This is a genomic window from Bradyrhizobium sp. AZCC 2176, from assembly GCF_036924645.1.
GTDB lineage: Bacteria > Pseudomonadota > Alphaproteobacteria > Rhizobiales > Xanthobacteraceae > Bradyrhizobium.
This window is the reverse complement of sequence record NZ_JAZHRX010000001.1, coordinates 233256-253945: the sequence shown is the minus strand read 5'-3', so window position 1 is coordinate 253945 and position 20690 is coordinate 233256. Positions and strand designations below refer to the sequence as shown.

At 64.0% G+C, this 20690-nt stretch carries 16 protein-coding genes and 2 pseudogenes; 11 read left to right on the top strand and 7 right to left on the bottom strand.

What is annotated here, in order from left to right; all coding sequences use genetic code 11:
* Positions 1–251 precede the first annotated feature (251 nt).
* The 4 genes and pseudogenes from V1288_RS01100 (at position 252) to V1288_RS01090 (ending at position 2523) form a co-directional block, all read left to right on the top strand.
* Positions 252–1241, top strand: a complete 990-nt coding sequence (locus V1288_RS01100) for a DMT family transporter (RefSeq protein ID WP_334355318.1) — start codon at positions 252–254, stop codon at positions 1239–1241.
* A gap of 13 nt (positions 1242–1254) precedes the next feature.
* Positions 1255–1404, top strand: a pseudogene (locus V1288_RS34015) (autotransporter outer membrane beta-barrel domain-containing protein); the annotation flags it as partial.
* A gap of 26 nt (positions 1405–1430) precedes the next feature.
* Positions 1431–1787, top strand: a pseudogene (locus tag V1288_RS01095) (alcohol dehydrogenase catalytic domain-containing protein); the annotation flags it as partial.
* Positions 1788–2019: 232 nt separating this feature from the next.
* Positions 2020–2523 carry a zinc-binding dehydrogenase gene (locus tag V1288_RS01090; RefSeq protein ID WP_334361162.1) on the top strand — a complete coding sequence of 168 codons (504 nt, stop codon included), beginning with the start codon at positions 2020–2022 and terminating at the stop codon, positions 2521–2523.
* 13 nt (positions 2524–2536) lie between these two features.
* On the opposite strand, the gene V1288_RS01085 is transcribed toward V1288_RS01090, so the two are convergent.
* Entirely contained in the window at positions 2537–3688 is a 1152-nt protein-coding gene (locus V1288_RS01085) for a DJ-1/PfpI family protein (RefSeq protein ID WP_334355317.1), read from the bottom strand.
* Positions 3689–3988: 300 nt separating this feature from the next.
* Between V1288_RS01085 and V1288_RS01080 the strand changes: the two genes are divergently transcribed.
* Positions 3989–5410: an FAD-binding protein gene (locus V1288_RS01080; protein WP_334355316.1), complete on the top strand. Its 1422-nt coding sequence runs from the start codon at positions 3989–3991 to the stop codon at positions 5408–5410.
* 22 nt (positions 5411–5432) lie between these two features.
* Here V1288_RS01080 and V1288_RS01075 read toward each other — a convergent pair whose 3' ends face one another.
* Together V1288_RS01075 and V1288_RS01070 are read right to left on the bottom strand one after the other, a co-directional pair.
* Entirely contained in the window at positions 5433–6377 is a 945-nt protein-coding gene (locus tag V1288_RS01075; protein WP_334355315.1) for a LysR family transcriptional regulator, read from the bottom strand.
* 625 nt (positions 6378–7002) lie between these two features.
* Positions 7003–7464: an Lrp/AsnC family transcriptional regulator gene (locus V1288_RS01070; RefSeq protein WP_212422469.1), complete on the bottom strand. Its 462-nt coding sequence runs from the start codon at positions 7462–7464 to the stop codon at positions 7003–7005.
* A 137-nt stretch (positions 7465–7601) separates the two neighbouring features.
* On the opposite strand from V1288_RS01070, the gene V1288_RS01065 reads away from it, so the two are divergent.
* The 3 genes from V1288_RS01065 (at position 7602) to bla (ending at position 12753) form a co-directional block, all read left to right on the top strand.
* A complete protein-coding gene (locus V1288_RS01065; protein ID WP_334355314.1) occupies positions 7602–9968 on the top strand; it encodes a transketolase in 2367 nt (788 codons plus the stop codon).
* Positions 9969–10274: 306 nt separating this feature from the next.
* Entirely contained in the window at positions 10275–11705 is a 1431-nt protein-coding gene (locus tag V1288_RS01060) for an aldehyde dehydrogenase family protein (protein WP_334355313.1), read from the top strand.
* 157 nt (positions 11706–11862) lie between these two features.
* Entirely contained in the window at positions 11863–12753 is an 891-nt protein-coding gene (gene bla / locus V1288_RS01055) for a subclass B3 metallo-beta-lactamase (RefSeq protein WP_334355312.1), read from the top strand.
* 22 nt (positions 12754–12775) lie between these two features.
* Here the strand turns inward: bla and V1288_RS01050 are convergent, their stop codons facing one another.
* Complete coding sequence (locus tag V1288_RS01050; RefSeq protein WP_334355311.1) at positions 12776–13744, bottom strand: SMP-30/gluconolactonase/LRE family protein; 969 nt, start codon at positions 13742–13744, stop codon at positions 12776–12778.
* A gap of 94 nt (positions 13745–13838) precedes the next feature.
* On the opposite strand from V1288_RS01050, the gene V1288_RS01045 reads away from it, so the two are divergent.
* Positions 13839–14663 carry an NAD-dependent epimerase/dehydratase family protein gene (locus V1288_RS01045; protein ID WP_334355310.1) on the top strand — a complete coding sequence of 275 codons (825 nt, stop codon included), beginning with the start codon at positions 13839–13841 and terminating at the stop codon, positions 14661–14663.
* Here the strand turns inward: V1288_RS01045 and V1288_RS01040 are convergent.
* Together V1288_RS01040 and V1288_RS01035 are read right to left on the bottom strand one after the other, a co-directional pair.
* Positions 14660–15352, bottom strand: coding sequence for a GntR family transcriptional regulator (locus V1288_RS01040; RefSeq protein ID WP_334355309.1), 693 nt, complete (start codon positions 15350–15352; stop codon positions 14660–14662). The two genes, V1288_RS01045 and V1288_RS01040, sit on opposite strands and share 4 nt — an antisense overlap.
* Positions 15349–16356: a Gfo/Idh/MocA family protein gene (locus tag V1288_RS01035; RefSeq protein ID WP_334355308.1), complete on the bottom strand. Its 1008-nt coding sequence runs from the start codon at positions 16354–16356 to the stop codon at positions 15349–15351. The genes V1288_RS01040 and V1288_RS01035 overlap by 4 nt, the downstream gene beginning before the upstream one ends.
* Before the next feature lie 162 nt (positions 16357–16518).
* Between V1288_RS01035 and V1288_RS01030 the strand changes: the two genes are divergently transcribed.
* Positions 16519–18225, top strand: a complete 1707-nt coding sequence (locus tag V1288_RS01030) for an IlvD/Edd family dehydratase (protein WP_334355307.1) — start codon at positions 16519–16521, stop codon at positions 18223–18225.
* Positions 18226–18366: 141 nt separating this feature from the next.
* Here the strand turns inward: V1288_RS01030 and V1288_RS01025 are convergent, their stop codons facing one another.
* The gene (locus tag V1288_RS01025) at positions 18367–19164 is read right to left on the bottom strand and encodes an enoyl-CoA hydratase/isomerase family protein (RefSeq protein WP_334355306.1); all 798 of its coding nucleotides are present in this window, start codon (positions 19162–19164) and stop codon (positions 18367–18369) included.
* 268 nt (positions 19165–19432) lie between these two features.
* Between V1288_RS01025 and V1288_RS01020 the strand changes: the two genes are divergently transcribed.
* On the top strand, positions 19433–20653 hold the full coding sequence (locus V1288_RS01020) for an NAD(P)/FAD-dependent oxidoreductase (protein WP_334355305.1): 1221 nt from the start codon (positions 19433–19435) through the stop codon (positions 20651–20653).
* The last annotated feature ends 37 nt before the right edge of the window (positions 20654–20690 follow it).

The following is a 20690-nucleotide window of genomic DNA, read 5'->3' as shown; positions in this document are numbered from 1 at the left end:
TCATCCTGAGGCGCGAGCGCAGCGAGCCTCGAAGGATGCACGGCCACCGTCCGGGCCGCTCATCCTTCGAGACGCCGCTCCGCGGCTCCTCAGGATGACGGATCGTCGACCCGGAACACCGTCCTTAACAAAGTGTTGCAATCGCGCCCTCAGCGCATATCCGCATCCTGTTTTCGGACCTAGTCGCATCGCGGCAATTGGTGTTTTTTGAAGCCTCGCCCGATTCGACAATTACTGCCTTCGAGATTGCCGTGACACCGCCCCCCGCCGCAGCCGCGAGGCTGGACAGCGCTCCTTTACCTTTGCCCGAGAAGACGTCCGCCGTTCGCAAGGCGCCTGCGCGCGCTGACCGACCGTTCAAGGGCATCGCGCTGGTGCTGGCCTCGACGATCTTTCTCGGCACCTCCGACGTGACGGCGAAATATCTTTCGGCGACGCTGCCCTCGATCGAGATCGCCTGGATCCGCTTCCTGGTGTTCGCGATGATCATGACGCCGGCGATGATGCCGGGTTCCCCGCTCTATGCGCTGCAGACCAACCGGCTCGGCCTGCATCTGATGCGCGGTGCGGCGCTGTTGGGTTCGTCGCTATTCTTCATCTCCGGCCTGCGGTTCCTCCCGATTGCGGAAGCTTCCGCCACCGGCTTCGTCGCGCCGCTGTTCGTCACGGCGCTGTCGATCATCTTTCTCGGCGAGAAGGTCGGCCTGCGCCGCTGGATCGCCACGGCAGTAGGCCTGATCGGTGTGCTCATCATCCTGCGCCCAGGCACCGGCGCGTTTCATCCCGCAGCATTCTTTCCGCTGGTCTCGGCGCTGGCCTGGGCCTGCACGCTGATCATGACGCGGATGATGAGCGGCACCGAGCGCGCCATCACCACCATGACTTATTCGTCGATCGCGGGCCTGCTCATTCTCTCCGCACTGGTGCCGTTCGTCTGGGTGACGCCGACCTGGCACGACATCGCCTTCGGCATCCTGATCGGCGTCGCCTCAACCGCGGGGCAGTGGATCGTGGTGCTGGCGTTCCGCTACGCGGATGCGTCCGTGCTGGCGCCGTTTTCCTACACGCAATTGCTGTGGGTCAGCGTGCTCGGCTTCCTGGTCTTCGGCGAAGTCCCTGACGCCTACACCATCACCGGCGCCGCCTTCATCGTCGCCTCAGGGCTCTACACCGCCCATCGCGAGCGGGTCCGCCGCTCGCAGCTTCTGGCTCTTTCGGGCGAACCGTCACCGAACGTGTGATCCTGGCGGCGAGGCGGCGCAGGCGCATGACTCCGCGCTGATGACGGGCGCGGCCGAAATGAGACGGCTGAACGGCTGGTCGGCGGCGGCCATCTTCGAAGGCCAGTTCTCCAGCGTTACCAATTCCTACGCCGGCAAGGGCGTTGTTCGCTATTCGTGGTGATTCTCCGTGTTAAGGTGAAGGAAACCATGGGAGGAACCATGCGCGCAGCCATTTTCCGCAACGGGGAAATCGTCGTCGACGAGATGCCGGAGCCCAAGCCAGGCCCGGGAATGGTGCTGGTGAAGTCGCTCGCCTGCGGCATCTGCGGCTCGGACCTGCACGCGCGCAAGCACGCCCACCGCATGGTCGAATTGGCAAAACACTTCCCCGACCGCAAGGCGATGGATCTCTCGCGCGACGTCGTGTTCGGCCATGAATTCTGCTGCGAGGTGCTGGACTATGGTCCGGGCACGACGGGCAAGTTCAAGCCCGGCACCAAAGTCTGCTCGCTGCCGGCGCTGCTGACGACGGAAGGCCCGCGGGGCATCGGCTACTCCAACGACAATATCGGCGCCTATGCCGAGCGCATGCTGCTCAGCGAGGCCTTGCTGCTCGAAGTCCCCAACGGCCTCGCGGCCGAGCACGCCGCGCTGACCGAACCGCTCGCGGTCGGCGTACACGCGGTAGCAAAAGCCAATATCAAAGGCGGCGAGGTTCCGCTGGTGATCGGTTGCGGGCCGGTCGGGCTCGCGGTCATCGCGGCGTTGAAGATCAGGGGATTGCACCCGATCGTCGCTGCCGATTATTCGCCGGCGCGCCGCGCTTGCCAAAAAGCTCGGCGCCGGCGTCGTCGTCGACCCCGCGCGCACACAGCCTTATGCCACCTGGGCCGAGCACGCCCAGATGTCGCCGGAAGAAAAAGCCGCACGCCCGCCGCTGCAGGCGCTGTTGCCGGCGCTGAAACCCGCGCTGATCTTCGAATGCGTCGGCGTTCCGGGCCTGATTCAGCAGGTGTTCGAAGGCGCGCCGCGCGATGCCCGTATCGTCGTGGTCGGCGTCTGCATGGAAACCGACCGCTTCGAGCCGATGCTCGGCATTCTCAAGGAGCTCAACGTTCAATATGTGCTGGGCTACACGCCGGAGGAGTTCGCCTATTCCTTGCGCCTGATCGCGGAAGGGCTGGTCGATGCGGCGTCGATGGTGACGGCCACCGTCGGCATCGACGGTGTCGCAAAAGCCTTTGCCGATCTCGCCAACCCGGAAGCGCACACCAAGATCATCATCGAGCCGTGGCGGTGATATCGAGCAGTCCTCACTGCGTCGCCCGGTGCCGCGGATATTCGAGTTGCATTGCGACGAAGTCGGTCGTGTGCGTGCCATAGCGGGCCGCAATTTCCTCTAACGCGTTGTCCAGCGCTTCCGCTGGTCTCCGATCCCCGACGGATGGCAGCAACCGTTCCGCCGGCCAACTCGTCGCGACCTGATCGGGCAGGATGCGCATGCCGTTGCGGGTTTGCTGGGCGCCGGCGGCGCGCGCGAAGGTCACCGCCTGCGAGCGATAGGTGCGTGACCACGCGTCAGTCACCAGCGCCAGCGACACTTCGTCGACACCTTCCTTAAGCTCGATGCCGAGCCGCTCGTGGCTCCAGAACGCGGCCGTATTGCCGATCGCCGTCAGCGCAAACGGCCGCGTGAACTTGAACGCGTCGCTCTGGTGGCGCGCGTCCCAATCGGCGAGGCCGATATCGCGGCCGACCGCCTTGGCCTTGTCACGACCGGCAACGGCCTCGATCAGCGTGAGCGACATCGGCATCGACGCTGAGATGCCCGTCGTGGTCGCCACGCCGTCATCGACCACCAGCCGCCGATCCCTGACGTAGCGCATCGTCGGATGCTTGCCGCGCAACTCCTTGATCGAATACCAGTGCGTGGTCGCCCGCTTGCCATGCAGCAGTCCGGCATCGCCGACCACCTTGGCGCCGACGCAGACGCCGATGACGATGGCGCCCTTGGCCGACTGGTCCCGGATCCATTGCAGCGCCTCGGGATCGTCGTCGCGGCTCATGGCGGGCACGATGACATAGTCGGCGCCATCGGAATGCCGCGCATCGAACTCCGCGGTGGTCGCCTGCGGTTCGACCTTCAGCGCCGGAAACAGCGTCACAGGGCCGGGCCGGGTTGCCAGCGTGACGACATCGGCGACATCGGCGCGCTTGAGGATGCCGTAGGGCATGAGGTAGTCGGTGGTTTCGGTAGCATTGTTGATGCCGATGACAGCGATCAGCGGTCGCTGGCGCTTCGGCGGCTTCAGTGCCGCGATCGTCGCATCGCGCTCGTCCTGCGCGATCGCCGGCGGCGCCGCGACGGAGGGCGTCGGCGGCAGCGAGAAAATCCAGGCGCCGCCGCTCACGGCGGCAAGCACGACCACGCCGAGCGCGCTCCACAATACACGTCGTGAATTCATGGTGTGCCGGCTCGCCTCACCTCATCATCAATCGATTCCAATTTTACTGCTGCCATGATCGATCTGAAATGACGTAGATCCGGCGAAAACGGCCATCTGTCGGAAGCCCGGGTTCCACGGCGAGGGCGTCGTTTACGCTCCCGCTTATGAGCGGCAACCGCCGCCACCGGGATCCTCCCGGTTTGCGGGAATGTCCATCCGGCGCGGCACCCATTGTCCCATGCCATGCGACACCGCAGCTTTACGGCCAAGCATCACGGCCTCTGGACAAGGAGGGGTTTCATGCCATCGGACAGGCGAATGTTTTTGAGCGCAGGCCTCGGCGCCACCGCCACGCTCGCTTCGCGCGCCACTGGGCTCACGACCGCGGCGCAAGCGGTCTCGTCCGAAAGCCCGCCGCTCCCTGGCCACGTCAGCCCTGACGCGGAGGTTCGCGCCGCAGCGGCCAACGATTTTGGCCGCCTCATTCACAGGCAACCGCGCGGCGTACTAAAGCCCGCGTCGAGCGCGGACATTGCGAGCCTGATGCGCTGGGCCAAAGTGCAGGGCGTCAAGGTCGCAGCGCGCGGGCAGGGCCATTCGATCTATGGCCGTGCCTTGGCTGAGGACGGCGTCGTGGTCGACATGAGCGCAATGAGCGCGATCCGCGATATCAAGCCGGATCGCGTCGTGGTCGACGCCGGAGCGACGTGGCGAGATCTGCTGGATGCGACATTGGCGCCAGCGCTCACGCCGCCGGTGCTGACCAACTATCTCGGTCTCTCGATCGGCGGAACGATCGCGGTGGGCGGCATCGGCGCGACATCATCCCGGCATGGCATGCAAACCGACAACGTCATCGCGCTGGACGTGGTGACCGGTGACGGGAACGAGGTAAGCTGCTCGGCGGCCGAAAATCCCGATCTCTTTAACGCTGTCCGCGCCGGCCTCGGCCAATGCGGCATTGTCACGCGGGCGACGCTGCGCCTGACGCGCGCGCCCGAGCGTATCAGGCGCTTTCAGCTTTTCTACCGCGATTTGCCATCGCTGATGGCAGACCAGCGGCGCGTGCTGACGGAAGGACGCTTCGAGCAGTTGCAGGGCGCCGTTCTTCCCGACGGAAGCGGCGGTTGGCGGTATCAACTCGACGGCGCGGTATATCACGCGAACGGCTCGGCTCCCGACGACAAGGCCGTGCTTTCCGGGTTGTCGGATGAGCGCGGCGCCGCCGTGATCGCCGACCTGACCTATCACGAGGATGCCCTGGCGTTTGGAAAGTTCGAAAGTCTGCTCCGCTCGAAAGGCCAGTGGTTCAACCCGCAGCCCTGGCTTTTGACGTTCCTGCGCGGCAGCAATGCCGAACGGGTCGCCGGCGACATCCTCGCCGGCCTGAAGGGCGATGCGGTTGGTCCGTTCGGGCGGATAACGTTGTATCCTTTGCTGACGAAGGCATTTCATACCCCGCTGGTTCGCCTGCCGGCGGAAGACATCGTCTTTGTCTTCAATCTCATTCGGATTCCGGCACCGAACGATGCGGCAACGGCGGAGCGGATGGTCGCGGAAAACCGCACGCTGTTCGATCGTATTCGAGAAGCCGGCGGCGTTCAGTATCCGGTCGGTGCCTTTGCCATGTCGCCCGCCGACTGGGAGATTCATTTTGAGTCTGGCTGGCCACAGCTTCGCGACGCCAAACGGCGTTATGATCCCGGACATCTGCTGACGCCCGGCTATAATGTAGTCTGACGTGCAAGTGTCTTACGAGGTGCTAGAGCAGGTCGGTCTTCAGGCTGCTCGTCAGAAAATCGCCGAACCGCCGGACGCGTTCCAGCGGCGCCCGCGTCGGCGGCCAGACGAGCCGAATCGGCATGCCCTCGGCTTCGAATTCCGGCAGAACGATTGCAAGCGCGCCCTGCGCGACGAGATCGCCGACTTGCCATAGCGGCAGCCGGGCAAGGCCCGAGCCTTCGCTCGCGGCCGCGCGGATCGAAGCCGCGCTGTTTGAGCGAAAGCGGCCGTGTACCCTGACCGACTCGAGCCGGCCGTCGATGCGAAACGGCCATTTGTCGATCACATCAGTGGCGGCCCGCAGGATGCAGGCGTGCTGTTCGAGATCGCCTGGATGCTTCGGCCGGCCATGTTCGGCGAAATAGGACGGCGCGCCAACGATAACGACGCGCAGCGTATGCAACCGCCGGGCAGTCAGGGACTCATCGATCGTGTCGCCGATCCGCACGGCGATATCGAGTCCCTCCGCCACGAGATCGGCCTGTTCATCGGAGGCGCGGAGTTCGACGTCTACATTGGGATAGAGTTTTAGAAAGCGGCTGACGATCGGCGCGACGTAGGATGACGCAAACAGAATTGGCGCGCCGACTTTCAGCGAGCCCAGAACTTCGCCGCGCAGATTGGCTGCCTCGGCCCGAGCCTCGATGATCGCTGCAACCGCCGGCTTGATGCGCTCGTAGAACATCCGCCCGGCCTGGGTTGGTTCCGATCGCCGCGTGGTGCGTTTCACGAGCTCGACGCCGAGGGCGCGCTCCAGCGCCAGCAGCGACCGGTTGAGCGATTGCAACGGGCGCCGAAGATGACGTGAGGCCGCCGCCTGGCTGCCCTTCTCGATGACTGCCAGAAAGGCTTCGAGATCGTCCAACCGTTCCAATTCGATATACCGCTTCTGATATACCGCCCCTTGCGATGCTGTATCGAACATGCAGCCAATTGCAAGGCCGGCAGGTGTGGCTCGCAATGACGATGTGGAGGCCAGTGGATGCGACAAAAACCACTTGTCGGGCAAATCAGTCAAAACCTGTCCAGTCTCCTTTGCAAAAATATTCTGCTTTCGTTCTCACCCAAATCAGTCGCATAACTCCGCTCGTCTCACCGTAAGAAGAGGGGCGCTCGCGATCGTCACGAACGTGCGGTGAGATGCGATGGACGCTGATGGCGCGCTAGACGTACGCGCCGGACGCGTACGGCGAAGTCGTGTGGTCTGGACGCCGCGGTGCTGGCGTTAAGTTGCGCGGAAGTTCTGCGTAACGATGGTGGCAAAAGAGCCGTTCACCAGGGAGAGCACGAAGTAAGCCGTAAAGCCATTGCGCAGGGAAGGCCGGAATGCTCCCGCTGCCCTGTATGCTCGTGTGCAGTTTTGTTTGCGCAAATCGCACGCGAGACCGCGGGTGCAGCAAGCACCCGGTCTTCCCTGCGCCCTCTATTTCGAAGAGGGCAAACGAAGATGCACACCTCGGGCGAGATGCGCCGCGAGAACGCGAAGGCGCGGCAGCTCTGACGATGAATCTGAAATTCTTCCGTCGTCCCTGCGTTCGCAGGAACGACGGTTACACCGGCAGCGCGATCGAATACTTCACCTGGCTCAACGCAAAACTCGACTCGATCGAGGCGATGCCGTCGAGCCGCGTCAGCTTGTTCTTCAGGAACGCTTCGTAGGAGGAGAGGTCGGCGGCGACGACGCGCAGGAGATAATCGCGGTTGCCGGTCATCAGATAGCATTCCAGCACCTCGTCCCATTTCGAAATCGCTTTGGCAAAGCGATTGAGGTCCTCTTCCTTCTGCCGCGCCAGCTTGATCGAGATGAAGACGCTGACATGGAGCCCCAACGATTTCTGGTCGACGGTCGCGATGTAGCGCGTGATGACGCCGCGCTCTTCCAGCAGCTTGACCCGGCGATGGCAGGGCGAGACAGACAAGCCGACCTTGTCGGCCAACTCCTGCATGGTCATGCGGCTGTCGGTCTGCAGCAGGCTGAGGATCTTGCGGTCGATAGCGTCGAGAGTAGGCATTGGGATGAACTCATAGTTTTGGGGCGCAGCGTAGTAAATTATCCCAATATTAGGTGGTATGTTGCAGGAAATTGAGAATTTTGGCGCCCCACCGCCCGCTAAAATCGGCGCATACTGACTCTGTCCGGAGCATGGCCATGCCCATCGAGCCCGCACGCCTTGAGCTGTTGTCCGCGCTGGCGGCTAAGGTTCTCTGGCTGTCGTCGTGGACGATTCATCACGCCAACCACATCCGCTCCAACGCGGATGGGCTGAAGGTCGGCGGCCATCAGGCCTCGTCCGCCTCGCTCGCCAACATCATGTCGGCGCTGTATTTCTCCGTGCTGCGGCCGCAGGATCGCGTCGCGGTGAAGCCGCACGCAAGCCCGGTGTTTCACGCCATCCAGTATCTGTTCGGGCATCAGACCCGCGAGAAGCTGGAGAATTTTCGCGGCTACAAGGGCGCGCAGTCCTATCCGTCGCGCACCAAGGATGCCGACGACGTCGACTTCTCCACCGGCTCGGTCGGCCTCGGTGTCGCGCAAACCCTGTTCTCCTCGCTGGTGCAGGACTACGTCACCGCGCATGGCTGGATGAAGGACCGCCCCGAGGGGCGGATGATCGCGCTGGTCGGCGATGCCGAGATGGACGAGGGCAACATTTTCGAGGCGCTGCTGGAGGGGTGGAAGCACGCACTGCGCAACACCTGGTGGGTGGTCGATTACAACCGCCAGAGCCTCGATGCCGTCGTGCGGGAAGGGCTGTGGGAGAAATTTGAGACCATGTTCCGCAATTTCGGCTGGGACGTGGTGATCGTGAAATACGGCCGCCTGATGCAGGCGGCGTTCGCCGAACCCGGCGGCGAAGCCTTGCGGCGCTGGATCGATAACTGCCCGAACCAGATGTATGCGGCGCTGTGCTTCCAGGGCGGCGCCGCCTTCCGCAAGCATCTGCAGGACGACATCGGCGATCAGGGGCAGGTGTCACAACTGATCGAACGCCGCAGCGATGACGAACTGCTGGCGTTGATGTCCAATCTCGGCGGCCACGACATGGCCAGCATGATCGAAGCTTTCGAGGCGATCGATCATGATCGCCCGGTGTGCTTCATCGCCTACACCATCAAGGGCGTCGGCCTGCCGATGCAGGGTCACAAGGATAACCATGCGGGCCTGATGACGGTTGCGCAGATGGAGAAGTGGCGCGGTGCGCAGAACATCCGCCCGGGCCATGAGTGGGACAAGTTCGAAGGCCTGTCGCAGGCGCCGGCCGAGCTCGAAGCGTTTCTCGCGGCAGCGCCGTTCAACCAGGAGGGCCGCCGTCGCCTGACCGCGCCGGTGATCGACGTTCCGCAACAGCTCACCTTCAAGCCGGCGGCGCAGATGTCGACGCAGCAGGGCTTTGGGCTGGTGCTCAACGAACTCGCGCGCGGCGATACCGAACTGGCCGCGCGGATCGTCACCGCGTCGCCTGATGTCACCGTCTCGACCAATCTCGGCGCCTGGGTCAACCGCCGCGGGCTGTTCGCCAAAGCCGAGAACCACGACCTGTTCCGCCAGGAGAAGATCCCGTCCGCCTACACCTGGGAGTTCTCGCCGAAGGGGCAGCACCTCGAACTCGGCATCGCCGAGATGAACCTGTTCATTATGCTATCGGCGCTCGGCCTGTCGCATCAGATCAACGGCGAAAGGCTGCTGCCGGTCGGCACGCTGTACGATCCCTTCATCGAGCGCGGCCTCGATGCGCTGAATTATGCCTGCTACCAGGACGCCCGCTTCATGGTGGTGGCGACGCCGTCGGGCATCACGCTGGCGCCGGAAGGCGGCGCGCATCAATCGATCGCGACGCCCCTGATCGGCATGGCGCAGGACGGGCTGGCCTCGTTCGAGCCGGCGTTCGTCGATGAACTCGCCGTGATCATGGCGTTCGGCTTTCGCCACATGCAGCGCGAAGGCGGCGAGGGCGGTTCGGTTTATTTGCGGCTCTCGACCCGCACGCTGGACCAGCCGCAGCGGATCATGACGCCGGACCTGCAAAAGAATATCACCGGGGGCGCCTATTGGCTGCGGGAGCCGGGGGCGAATTGCGATCTCGTGATCGCCTATACCGGCGCGGTCGCGCCGGAAGCGATCGAGGCAACAGGCTTCATCGGCGAAAGCCATCGCGACGTCGGTCTCCTGGCGGTAACCTCCGCCGACCGGCTGCATGCCGGATGGACCGCCGCACGGAATTTGCGCCGCGACCGCCGCGGCGTGGCGCATCTCAGCCATGTCGAAAGATTGCTGGCGCCGCTGTCGCGCGACTGCGGCATTGTGACCGTGATCGACGGCCACCCGGCGGCGCTGGGCTGGCTTGGCAGCGTGCGCGGTCACCGGGTCGAGGCGCTCGGCGTCGAGCAGTTCGGCCAGACCGGCACGATCGGCGACCTCTACCGCCACCACGGCGTCGACGCCAACGCCATCATCGATGCGGCCGAAGCCCTGACCGTCGGCGCCCCGGTGCGGCACCGCAAGATGGCGGTATAGCCGTCGTCCTTGCGAACCGCAGGAACCCATAATCACAGGGAGTAGTTGTTCAAGGAAGTGTCTGCCCGCGTGCCCCAAGAGAGGACCCGGCGTATGGGTCTCTGCGCCCGTGCGCAATTGCGCACTAGGCAGGGACGACGGTGAAGGGAGGAGCCTTGCCACCTTCACCTCCCCGACCTTATATGCAGCGCCTGCCGCATCGCGGCATCCCGCATATGGCGGGTTCATTTGTCAGGGCTTTCGTGCAAGGATGCCTGCAGAACGCTTCCGTTCCCCTTCATTCGCCCCGAAATAAAGAGGTTTACGATGGTCAACCGCATGCAATTCTACATCGACGGCGCCTGGGTCGATCCCGCCGTCAAGAAGTCCACGCCCGTCGTCAATCCGGCGACCGAAGAGGCGATGTATGAAGTTGCGCTCGGCTCCAAGGCCGACGTCGACAAGGCAGTGGCCGCCGCCAAGCGCGCCTTCGTGACCTTCTCGCAGACCAGCCGCGAAGAGCGCGTTGCGCTGCTGGAAAAGATCATTGCGATCTACAAGGGCCGCATGAAGGACATCGGCGCTGCCGTATCCGACGAGATGGGCGCGCCGCTGCCGATGGCGGAAAAGCTGCAGGCCGGTGCCGGCCTGGGCCACATCATGTCGACGCTGGAAGTCTTGAAGAACTATCACTTCGAAGAGACGCTCCCCTCGGCCGTGGTCGTGCGCGAGCCAGTCGGCGTCATCGGCATGATCACGCCCTGGAACTGGCCGCTGAACCAGATCGCCTGCAAGGTCGCGCCCGCGCTCGCCGCCGGCTGCACCATGATCCTCAAGCCCTCGGAATTCACGCCGAGCTCGGCGCTGATTTTCGCGGAAATCCTCCATGAAGCCGGCGTGCCGAAGGGCGTGTTCAACCTCGTCAACGGCCTCGGCCCGGAAGTCGGCGCCGCCATGAGCGAACACCCTGATATCGACATGATCTCGTTCACCGGCTCGACCCGCGCCGGCGTCGACGTCGCCAAGCGCGCCGCGCCGACCGTGAAGCGCGTCAGCCAGGAACTGGGCGGCAAGTCGCCGAACGTCATCCTCGAAGGCGCCGACCTGACCAAGGCCGTCACTGGCGGCGTGATGCACATGTTCAACAACTCCGGACAGTCCTGCAACGCGCCGTCGCGAATGATCGTGCCGCTGTCGAAGATGAAGGAAGTCGCAGCCATCGCCAAGGGCGTCGCCGACAAGACCAAGGCGGGCGATCCCCGCGCCGAAGGCACCACCATCGGCCCGGTGGTGTCGCGCATCCAGTGGGACAAGATCCAGGCGCTGATCAAGAAAGGCATCGATGAAGGCGCAACCTTGGTCGCCGGCGGTCCTGGGCTCCCCGAAGGCGTCAACAAGGGCTTCTATGTCCGCCCGACCATCTTCGCCGACGTCACCAACGACATGACGATTGCGCGGGAGGAAATCTTCGGGCCGGTGCTGACGATCATCGGTGCCAAGGATGAAGCCGATGCGGTGAAGATCGCCAACGACACGCCCTATGGTCTCGCCGGTTATGTCTCGGGCGATACGGTGGAAAGCGCGCGCCGCGTGGCCCGCCAGATCCGCGCCGGCAACGTCAACCTGCAGGGCGTGCCGAACGACCGCACCGCGCCGTTCGGCGGCTACAAGCAGTCCGGCAACGGCCGCGAGTGGGGCAAGTATGGCCTCGAGGAATATCTCGAGGTGAAGGCCGTCGCCGGCTACAACGCGGCGTAAAGCCTCCGCCGCAATGACGTAGCTTCGCAGGGTGGGCAAAGGCGCGCTTGCGCCGTGCCCACCATCACGCGCATCGCAAGGAAATGGTGGGCATGCTTCGCTTTGCCCACCTTACGATCGCATCGACGTGAAGTCGCAAGAAGAATAGAGGGTGGAGATGAAGAAAATCGTCGCTGCGCTTGTCGCGCTGCTGCCGCTTGCCGGGACAGTGCAGGCCCAGACCGTCAAGGATCTGCTTGAGACCCTCAAGGTAAAGTGGAACACGCCAACAGAGCCGTTCAAGATGATCGGCAACGTCTATTATGTCGGAACCGACGGTCTGGCGTCCTACCTGATCACGTCGCCACAGGGCCACATCCTGGTGGACACGGTGATGCCGGAAGCAACCTCGCAGATCAAGGCGAGCATCGAGAAACTCGGCTTCAAGGTCACCGACATCAAATATCTCCTCAACACCCACGCGCATATCGATCACACCGGCGGTCTTGCCGAATTGAAGCAGGCCAGCGGTGGTCAGCTCGTGGCCGGCGAAGCCGACAAGCCGCTGCTCGAAGGCGGCTACTATCCGGGCGCGAAGGAAGATACCGCGCTCAATTTTCCGCCAGTGAAGGTGGATCGCACGGTGCGCGAAGGCGATAAGGTCACCGTGGGGGATGTCACGCTGATCGCCCGCGAAACCCCCGGTCATTCGCCGGGCTGCACGAGTTGGGAATTCTCCGTGAAGGATGGCGACGCAACGCGCTCCGTGCTCATCTTCTGCAGCGGCACCGTCGCGCTGAACCGGCTCGTCCCCAACCCGACCTATCCCGGGATCGTTACCGATTACAGGAAGACGTTCGCACGGGCGAAGGACATGAAGGTGGACGTGCTGCTTGCGCCGCATCCGGAGATGTACAGGATGCAGGACAAGCGAGCCTTGATCTCGGATGGCGCGCCCAATCCGTTCGTCAATCCCGGCGAGTTCAACGCCTACGCGGCGACGCTGGAGAAGGCGTTCGAAGACGCGCTGGTCAAGCAAACCGCCGCCGCACAGGAGAAGAAGGGGTGAACTGGCGCTGGTCGGCGCTGACCTATCCGCCCGGCGCGCCTTGCGTGTTGACGTAAAGCGCGTAGATCGACTGGCTGGCGGCCATGAACAAGCGGTTGCGCTTCAGGCCGCCGAAGCAGAGATTGGCGCAACGCTCGGGCAGCGCGATGCGGCCGATCATCACGCCGTCGGGAGCGAACACCACGACGCCGTCGAGCTCGGGATCGCCCATGCCCCAGCCGCACCACAGATTGCCGTCAATGTCGCAGCGCATGCCGTCGGGCGTGCCGGGGCCGGCGTCGACCAGGACGCGCTTGTTGGAAATAGTGTCGCCGCCAGGGGAAACGTCGTAGGCAAGAATCTTGCGGTTCGGTATGCCGCGGGATTCGATGATATAGAGGATCTTCTCATCCGGCGAGAAACACAGGCCATTCGGGCCGAGCACGCCCTCGGCGACGATAGTCGCTTTGCCGGTCGCGCCATCGATCCGATAGACGTTGGCATCGATCTCGGGCTCGGCCTTGTAGCCCTCGTAATTGCCGAGCAGGCCGAACACGGGATCGGTGAACCAGATCGAGCCGTCGGACTTCACGACGATGTCGTTCGGCGAATTCAGCCGCTTGCCGTCGAAAGAGTCGATCAGCACCGTGATCGATCCGTCATATTCGGTACGGGTGACGCGGCGGCCGCCGTGCTCGCAGGTGACCAGCCGTCCCTGGCGGTCGCGGGTGTTGCCGTTGGCGAAGTTCGACGGCTTGCGGAAGATGCTGACCGCGCCGGTCTCCTCTTCCCACTTGAGGATGCGCTGGTTCGGAATGTCGCTGCACAACAGATATCGCCCGTCGCCGAACCACACCGGGCCCTCGGCCCAGCGCAGGCCGGTGGTCAGCCGTTCGACCGCCGACAGCTTCAGCCAGTATTTCTCGAAGCGCGGATCGAGTGCACGGATGGCTGGATCGGGGTAATACGTCGCCGGGCGCCAGCCGGCTGAATGCGATGCTGCATCGGACATTTGCTGTTCTCGTTGTTGCGTTCCCTGAGCGTTTGAGTTTGCTATCATTCCCGGGTATTGACCGCAAATCGGTCGTGAGATTAAGAGGAACGAAATGCCACGCATATTGATGACTGGCGCCGCCGGCGGGATCGGCACGTCCTTGCGCAAGCTGCTGCCGCCGATCTATCCGGACCTGCTGCTGAGCGATCTGAAGGCGCCGGCCGATCTCGGCAAGGACGAGAAGTTCAAGGCGGCCGATCTCGCCGATCTCGCCCAGGTCGAGGCGATCTGCGAAGGCGTCGACGGCATCCTGCATTTTGGCGGCTATTCGGTGGAAGGGCCCTGGGATTCGATCCTGCAGTCCAACATCATCGGCGGCTACAATCTGTTTGAGGCCGCACGCAAAAAGGGCGTCAAGCGCGTGGTGTTCGCCTCCTCGAACCATGCGGTCGGCTTCTACCCGCGCCATCACCGCATCGGCACCGACGTCACCGCGCGCCCCGACAGCCGCTATGGTGTCAGCAAGGTGTTCGGCGAGGCGGTCGGCGCGCTCTATGCCGACAAGCACGGGCTTGGCGTCACCTGCATCCGGATCGGCAATTTCGGCGAGATGCCGCTCGACCACCGCCGCCTGTCGATCTGGCTGAAACCGGAGGATCTGGTGCAGCTCTGCCGCATCGGGCTCGACCATCCCGATATTCACTTCGAAATCTTCTACGGCGCCTCCCACAATGAGCGCGCCTGGTGGGACAATCATCGCGCCTACGAGCTCGGCTATCGGCCGACCGGCCGCGGCGAGGATTTCCGCGAACACGCCATGGCCGAGCAGGCCAAGCTGAAGCCGGATCCGGTCGGCGATTACTACCAGGGCGGCACGTTCTGCAGCATGGAGTTCGATGGCGACAAGGACCGCATCGTGGACTGGAGCAAGCGCTAGCGCTTGTCCTCATCCCCGGCGATGCGGGCGAGATAGTCAGACTTGCTGTACTGCATGTGATCGACGCAGAGCTGCGCCAGCGCCCAACTGTCGCGGCCCTTCAAAAGTTCGATCATGAGTTCGTGCTGGCGCCAGGATAGCGTCAGCCCCTCTCGGTCGGCGAGATTCTTGGCGCGCATCGGCAGCGTCAGGTTCATGTAGTCCTGCAGCGAGCGGACCAGATACGGGTTGCCGCAGGCGGAAAACAGCGCGACGTGGAAGGCGTCATTGGTCTCGTGGATGCCGCGCAGATCCTGCGCGTCGGCCCTGGCGCAGTATTGCCGCTGCAATTCGTTCAACTGCGCGATCAGGCCGGCGGGGGCGGGCAGGGCGATCATCAACGCCGCCTGCCGCGTCAGCATTTCCCGCACCTCGTAGATCTGGCGCACCTCCTCGGCCGAATAGAACCGCACCGTGGCGCCGATGTTTTTCTCGCGCAGCACGATGCCCTGGCGCTCGAGCTGGAACAGCGCCTGCCGCACGAAATGCCGGCTGGCGCCGTAGCGCTGCATCAGCGTGTCTTCGACCAGCCGCGAACCCGGCGCGAAGCGGCCGAAGATGATGTCCTCCTCCAGCCGGCGGATGACCTCGGCCTGCTCCTCCTCACGCGTCAGCGCGGGAGTTTCGGTCGATGATTCCTGTGGCTTCATCGCGAAGCCTCCCAGCCCGACAGCCGATAGCAATCCTCGACCAGGCGCAAGGTCTCGAGGTTGTCCTGCGGTGCCGTCTCGAAGGGCGAGACGTCGCGGAGCGATTTCACGAAATGCGCGATCGTCCGGTTATAGGAGCCCTGATATTCGGTCGCGAGATCGTAGGTGTGCTCGCCGGCAGACGCCCCCGAGCAAGTCAGCGATGGCCCGTCGAGCCTGATGGCGCCCTTGTCGCCGAGAATCTCCAGCCGGTCGACCTGAACGGCCGGATGCCCGTGGGCGGCGAAGCTTGCAAAGACCGCAACGCCCGCGCCGCTGCCGGTCCGAAGCTGAATCACCGCGCCGTCCTCGCCGACGAGTTGCTCACTCGAACGGGAGAGTTGCGCCGCAGTCACCTGCAGCGGCCCGAGCAGCATGCGCAGCGCATCGAGATGATGGATCAACACTTCCGCGAGGAGCATGCGCCGCTCACGGCGCATGAAGGGCTGCCGCTCCAGCGCCGGGCAAAGCCCGTCCGACCCCGGCAGCACGCCCGATGTCAAAAGCGTGAGATGCGCCTGTTTGACTTGGCCGATGCGACCCTCGCGCAGCCATGCCGCCGCGTCACGGTAATAGCCGCGGAAGCGCCAGTTCTCGTGCACCATCAGCCGCGTTGAACCCTCGACCTCGGCGGCGAGTTCGATTGCCTCGTGCAGGTTGGACGCGAGCGGCTTCTGGCAAAGCACCGGCAGCCGGTGCTTGGCGGCGAGGCGCACCAGTGGCGCGTGCATCTCGCGGGGAGCTGCGATATCGATGGCGTCGAGCGCCACGGCCGCGAGCATCGCCTCGGCGTCGGCATAGGTTTGCGAAATCCCGAACTCGGTCGCGCGCCGCGCCGCGTTTTCGGCGGAGGGATCGGCGATCGCCACGACGCGGGCTTGATCTGGTATAGTCGCCCAGGCGATCAGATGGTGGCGGCTCACCATGCCGGCGCCGATCAGGCCAATGCGCAAAGGTTGGTTCATGGGCGCGTTCCGATCATGGGCGAAAGTCAGCACGCACTCGCATTATTGTCAATAATATCGCGCCAGATGCGGCGAAATGAGTTATTTCTGCGCACAATAATCAAGCATTGACAATAATTCGACCGCCTCCTTAAGTGCCATCCACAACGACAGGAAGAAAAAATGGCCGACGGACTTCGCAAGGGACTGACGAGTTATGGCGACGCTGGCTTCTCGCTGTTCCTGCGCAAGGCCTTCATCAAGGCGATGGGATATTCGGACGATGCGCTGAACAGGCCGATCGTCGGCATCACCAATACCTACAGCGACTACAATCCCTGTCACGGCAACGTTCCGCAGATCATCGAAGCGGTGAAGCGCGGCGTGATGCTGTCGGGCGCCATGCCGATGGTGTTCCCGACCATCTCGATCGCCGAGAGCTTTGCGTTTCCGACCTCGATGTATCTGCGCAATCTGATGGCGATGGATACCGAGGAGATGATCCGCGCGCAGCCGATGGACGCCGTGGTCGTGATCGGCGGCTGCGACAAGACCTTGCCGGCACAGATCATGGCGGCGGTCAGCGCCGATCTGCCGACCGTCGTCATTCCGGTGGGGCCGATGGTGGTCGGGCATCACAAGGGCGAGGTGCTCGGGGCATGCACGGATTGCCGGAGGCTGTGGGGAAAATATCGCGCCGGCGAAATAGACGATGTCGAGATCGAAGCCGTCAACGGCCGGCTTGCGCCTTCGGTCGGCACCTGCATGGTGATGGGTACGGCCTCGACCATGGCGTGCATCACCGAGGCGCTCGGCCTGTCGCTGCCGATGAGCGCGACGATTCCCGCGCCGCATGCCGAGCGTTTTCGCTCGGCGGAGGCGAGCGGCAAGGTCGCAGCCGCGATGGCCAAGGCGAAGGGGCCAAAGCCGAGCGAATTGCTCACGGCGGCCTCATTCCAAAACGCGCAAGTGGTGCTGCAGGCGATCGGCGGCTCGACCAACGGGCTCATTCATCTGACGGCAATCGCCAACCGCACCAAACACCGCATCGATCTCGAAGCGTTCGACAAGCTCGGCCGCGAGGTGCCCGTGCTGATCGACCTGAAGCCCTCAGGCGAGCACTACATGGAGCATTTCCATCATGCCGGCGGCGTGCCCAAACTGATGGCGCAGCTTGGCGATCTTGTCGACCTCGATGCCAAGACCATTACGGGGCAAACGCTGCGCGATGTCGTAGCCCTCGCCGAGGAGGTGCCGGGACAGGACGCCATCCGTCCGCGCAACAATCCGATCAAGAGCGAAGGTGCGATGGCGGTGCTGCATGGCAACCTTGCGCCGCGCGGCGCCGTCATCAAGCAATCGGCGGCGAGCCCGAAACTGCTGCAGCATACCGGCCGTGCCGTGGTGTTCGAATCCGTCGAAGACATGACGCTGCGGGTCGACGATCCCGATCTCGACGTCAACGCCGATGACGTGCTGGTGCTGCGCAATGCCGGTCCCAAGGGCGCGCCCGGCATGCCGGAGGCGGGCTATCTCCCGATCCCGAAGAAGCTCGCACGCGGCGGCACCAAGGACATGGTGCGGATCTCGGACGCGCGCATGAGTGGCACGGCGTTCGGCACCATCGTGCTGCACATCACGCCTGAATCCGCCGTGGGCGGTCCGCTGGCGCTGGTCAAGAACGGGGACATGATCCGCCTCGATGTCGCGAAGCGCAGCATCGATCTGCTCGTCGACAACGCGGAGTTGGAAAAACGCCGCGCGGCGCTGGCGCCGGCTGTGACGCCCGATTGGGCCAGGCGCGGCTACGCCCACCTGTTCAACGAGACGATTTTGCAGGCCGACGAGGGCTGCGACTTCGATTTCATGCGCGGGCAGGGCAAGGGGTAGGTCAATGTCGTCCCTGCGAGCTCGCAGCGACGACACCGAGGGTGGGCGCCACTAACCCACTCATCGACAGTCCACACATCGCCGGTGCTTCAAATCTAAACGGTGCGCCGTGATGAAAGAGCCCGATGGCGCCGCCACCGGTCACTTCGACTTGCTGGTGAACTTCTTCACCGCGACGCGAAAATCCTCGGTCTGCATGGCGTCGATGATCTTCGCTTCCTCGGCATCGAGTTGCTGCCTGGTCGGCGTGACCGCTGCCTGATAGACCAGCGACTTGGTGCCTGCGATCGCCGCGGGCGGGTTCTGCGCCAGCCGCTCGGCGAATTTGCGCGTTTCTGCTTTCAACTCTGCTGCCGGAACGACGCGGGCGACCAGGCCCCATTCATAGGCCTGTTGCGCGGTAAAACTGTCTTCGGCCAAGAATAGCTGCAGCGCGCGGCGCGTGCCGACGGTGCCGACCATGCCGACCGTGCTGCCGCCATCCGGCGAGACGCCGATCTTGGCATAGGCCGGCGTGAAGCGGGCGTCGTCGGCGGCAATGCAGAGGTCGGCAACGAAGGCCAGCCCCATCCCGGCGCCGGCGGCGGAGCCGTGGACGCTGGACAGAACGATCTTTGGCATCCGCCGCACCGTCTCGATAAAGGCGTGGTAGTGCTTCAGCAACTCGCCGACCACGGGCGCGATGGCATCATTGGCGGCGGCCGCGCCGATGGTTTGCAGATCGCCGCCGGCGGAGAAGGCGCGGCCCTCGCCCTCGATGACAAGCACGCGGATATCGTCGTTGCCCTCGACCTCCGCGCCGAGCTGCTCGAGCTTTTGCGCGATCGACAGGTTGATGGAATTGAAGGCCGCAGGCCGGTTCAGGGTGATGGTGGCAATCGGACCCTCGATCCGGAGCAGGGCAGGGTCGCTGGCGGCGGTATCATCGGAGGTCGGCATGGCTGGGCCTCGGCTCTGAACGGGCCCAGCATTTAAATAGCAGAAGGCAAGAGGTGACAATCCCCGGCAAGGCCCGCAAAATGCGCCGCGATCTTCCCTCCTGGGCCACGGCGCTCTTGCGTCTGCTCGCGCCATGAGGTCAGATAGGGCCTGTCATCGTTCGGGACGGACACGAGCGCCGCGCCCAAAGGACGAGACAGGCAAGCCAAAATCAGCGGAGAGGAAACGACATGGGTCATTCCCGTGTGCTCGAACGTAGGATGTTCCCATGACGACAGGACCGGTTGTCATCATTGGCGCGGGCCACGCGGGCTTTCAGCTTGCGATGTCGCTGCGTCAGCACGGGTTTTGCGAACGCATCTCGCTGCTGAACGACGAAGGCCATCTGCCGTATCAGCGGCCGCCGCTCTCGAAGGCTTATCTGAAGGGTACCGGCGGACCCGACAGCCTGATGTTCCGGCCGGAAAAATTTTATCATGACCAGAACCTCGACCTGATGTCCGATCGCGCGGTATCGATCGACCGCGCCGCGCGCAAGGTGTCGCTCGCCTCCGGCGCTTCGCTCGACTACGGCCACCTGGTGCTGGCGACCGGCGCGCGCAATCGCCTGCTCGATATCCCGAACGCCAATCTCGACAGCGTGCGCTATCTGCGCACGCTCGACGAAAGCCAATCCCTGCGCGACTACATCACGGCGGGCCAGCGCGTCGTCGTCATCGGTGCCGGATTCATCGGCCTGGAGTTCGCGGCGACCGCCCGGGCCAAAGGCCTTGAAGTCGACGTCATCGAACTCGCCCCGCGGGTAATGGCACGCGCGGTGACGGCGGAAATCTCGGAATACTTTCAATCGCGGCACACCGCGGCCGGCATCCGGATTCATCTCGGCGTCCAGGTCACCAGCATCGAGAGCGACGGCAGCAAGGTCACCGGTGTGAGCCTCAGCGACGGGCGGCATATCAAAGCCGATCTGATCGTAGTCGGCGTCGGCGTCCTGCCCAATGTCGAACTGGCGGCGGAGGCTGGGCTGAAGGTTGCGGCCGGCATCGTGGTCGACGAGCATTTGCTGACCTCCGATCCGAACATCTCGGCGATAGGCGATTGCGCGCTGTATGCGAGCCCACGGTTCGGCGGCTCGTTGCGGCTGGAGTCAGTGCAGAACGCCACCGACCACGCGCGTTGCGTTGCGGCCCGGCTGACCGGCGATGCCAAGCCCTACGACGGCTTGCCCTGGTTCTGGAGCGATCAGGGGCCCGACAAGCTGCAGATGGTGGGACTGACCACCGGCTACGACCGCGTGGTGGTGCGTGGCGATCGCGCGCAGGGAGCGTTCTCCGCCTTCTGCTACAAGGCCGGGCAACTCGTCGGTATCGAGTCGGTCAACCGCGCTGGCGACCACATGTTCGGCCGGAGACTGCTCGCCGCCCACGGGTCGATCACGCCTGAGCAGGCGGCTGATAGCAGCTTCGATCTGAAGAGCGCGCTGGCTTAAATTGACAAGCGGAGCGCGAGCACGTAGCCCGGATTGC

What these genes read in the sequence shown, in the direction of transcription:
- V1288_RS01025 (WP_334355306.1), bottom strand. Translation starts at nt 19,164, where the DNA reads ATGCCGACCTCCGATGATACCGCCGCCAGCGACCCTGCCCTGCTCCGG.
- V1288_RS01040 (WP_334355309.1), bottom strand. Translation starts at nt 15,352, where the DNA reads ATGAAGCCACAGGAATCATCGACCGAAACTCCCGCGCTGACGCGTGAG.
- V1288_RS01030 (WP_334355307.1), top strand. Translation starts at nt 16,519, where the DNA reads ATGGCCGACGGACTTCGCAAGGGACTGACGAGTTATGGCGACGCTGGC.
- V1288_RS01035 (WP_334355308.1), bottom strand. Translation starts at nt 16,356, where the DNA reads ATGAACCAACCTTTGCGCATTGGCCTGATCGGCGCCGGCATGGTGAGC.
- V1288_RS01020 (WP_334355305.1), top strand. Translation starts at nt 19,433, where the DNA reads ATGACGACAGGACCGGTTGTCATCATTGGCGCGGGCCACGCGGGCTTT.
- V1288_RS01065 (WP_334355314.1), top strand. Translation starts at nt 7,602, where the DNA reads ATGCCCATCGAGCCCGCACGCCTTGAGCTGTTGTCCGCGCTGGCGGCT.
- V1288_RS01050 (WP_334355311.1), bottom strand. Translation starts at nt 13,744, where the DNA reads ATGTCCGATGCAGCATCGCATTCAGCCGGCTGGCGCCCGGCGACGTAT.
- V1288_RS01070 (WP_212422469.1), bottom strand. Translation starts at nt 7,464, where the DNA reads ATGCCTACTCTCGACGCTATCGACCGCAAGATCCTCAGCCTGCTGCAG.
- V1288_RS01060 (WP_334355313.1), top strand. Translation starts at nt 10,275, where the DNA reads ATGGTCAACCGCATGCAATTCTACATCGACGGCGCCTGGGTCGATCCC.
- bla (WP_334355312.1), top strand. Translation starts at nt 11,863, where the DNA reads ATGAAGAAAATCGTCGCTGCGCTTGTCGCGCTGCTGCCGCTTGCCGGG.
- V1288_RS01085 (WP_334355317.1), bottom strand. Translation starts at nt 3,688, where the DNA reads ATGAATTCACGACGTGTATTGTGGAGCGCGCTCGGCGTGGTCGTGCTT.
- V1288_RS01045 (WP_334355310.1), top strand. Translation starts at nt 13,839, where the DNA reads ATGCCACGCATATTGATGACTGGCGCCGCCGGCGGGATCGGCACGTCC.
- V1288_RS01080 (WP_334355316.1), top strand. Translation starts at nt 3,989, where the DNA reads ATGTTTTTGAGCGCAGGCCTCGGCGCCACCGCCACGCTCGCTTCGCGC.
- V1288_RS01075 (WP_334355315.1), bottom strand. Translation starts at nt 6,377, where the DNA reads ATGTTCGATACAGCATCGCAAGGGGCGGTATATCAGAAGCGGTATATC.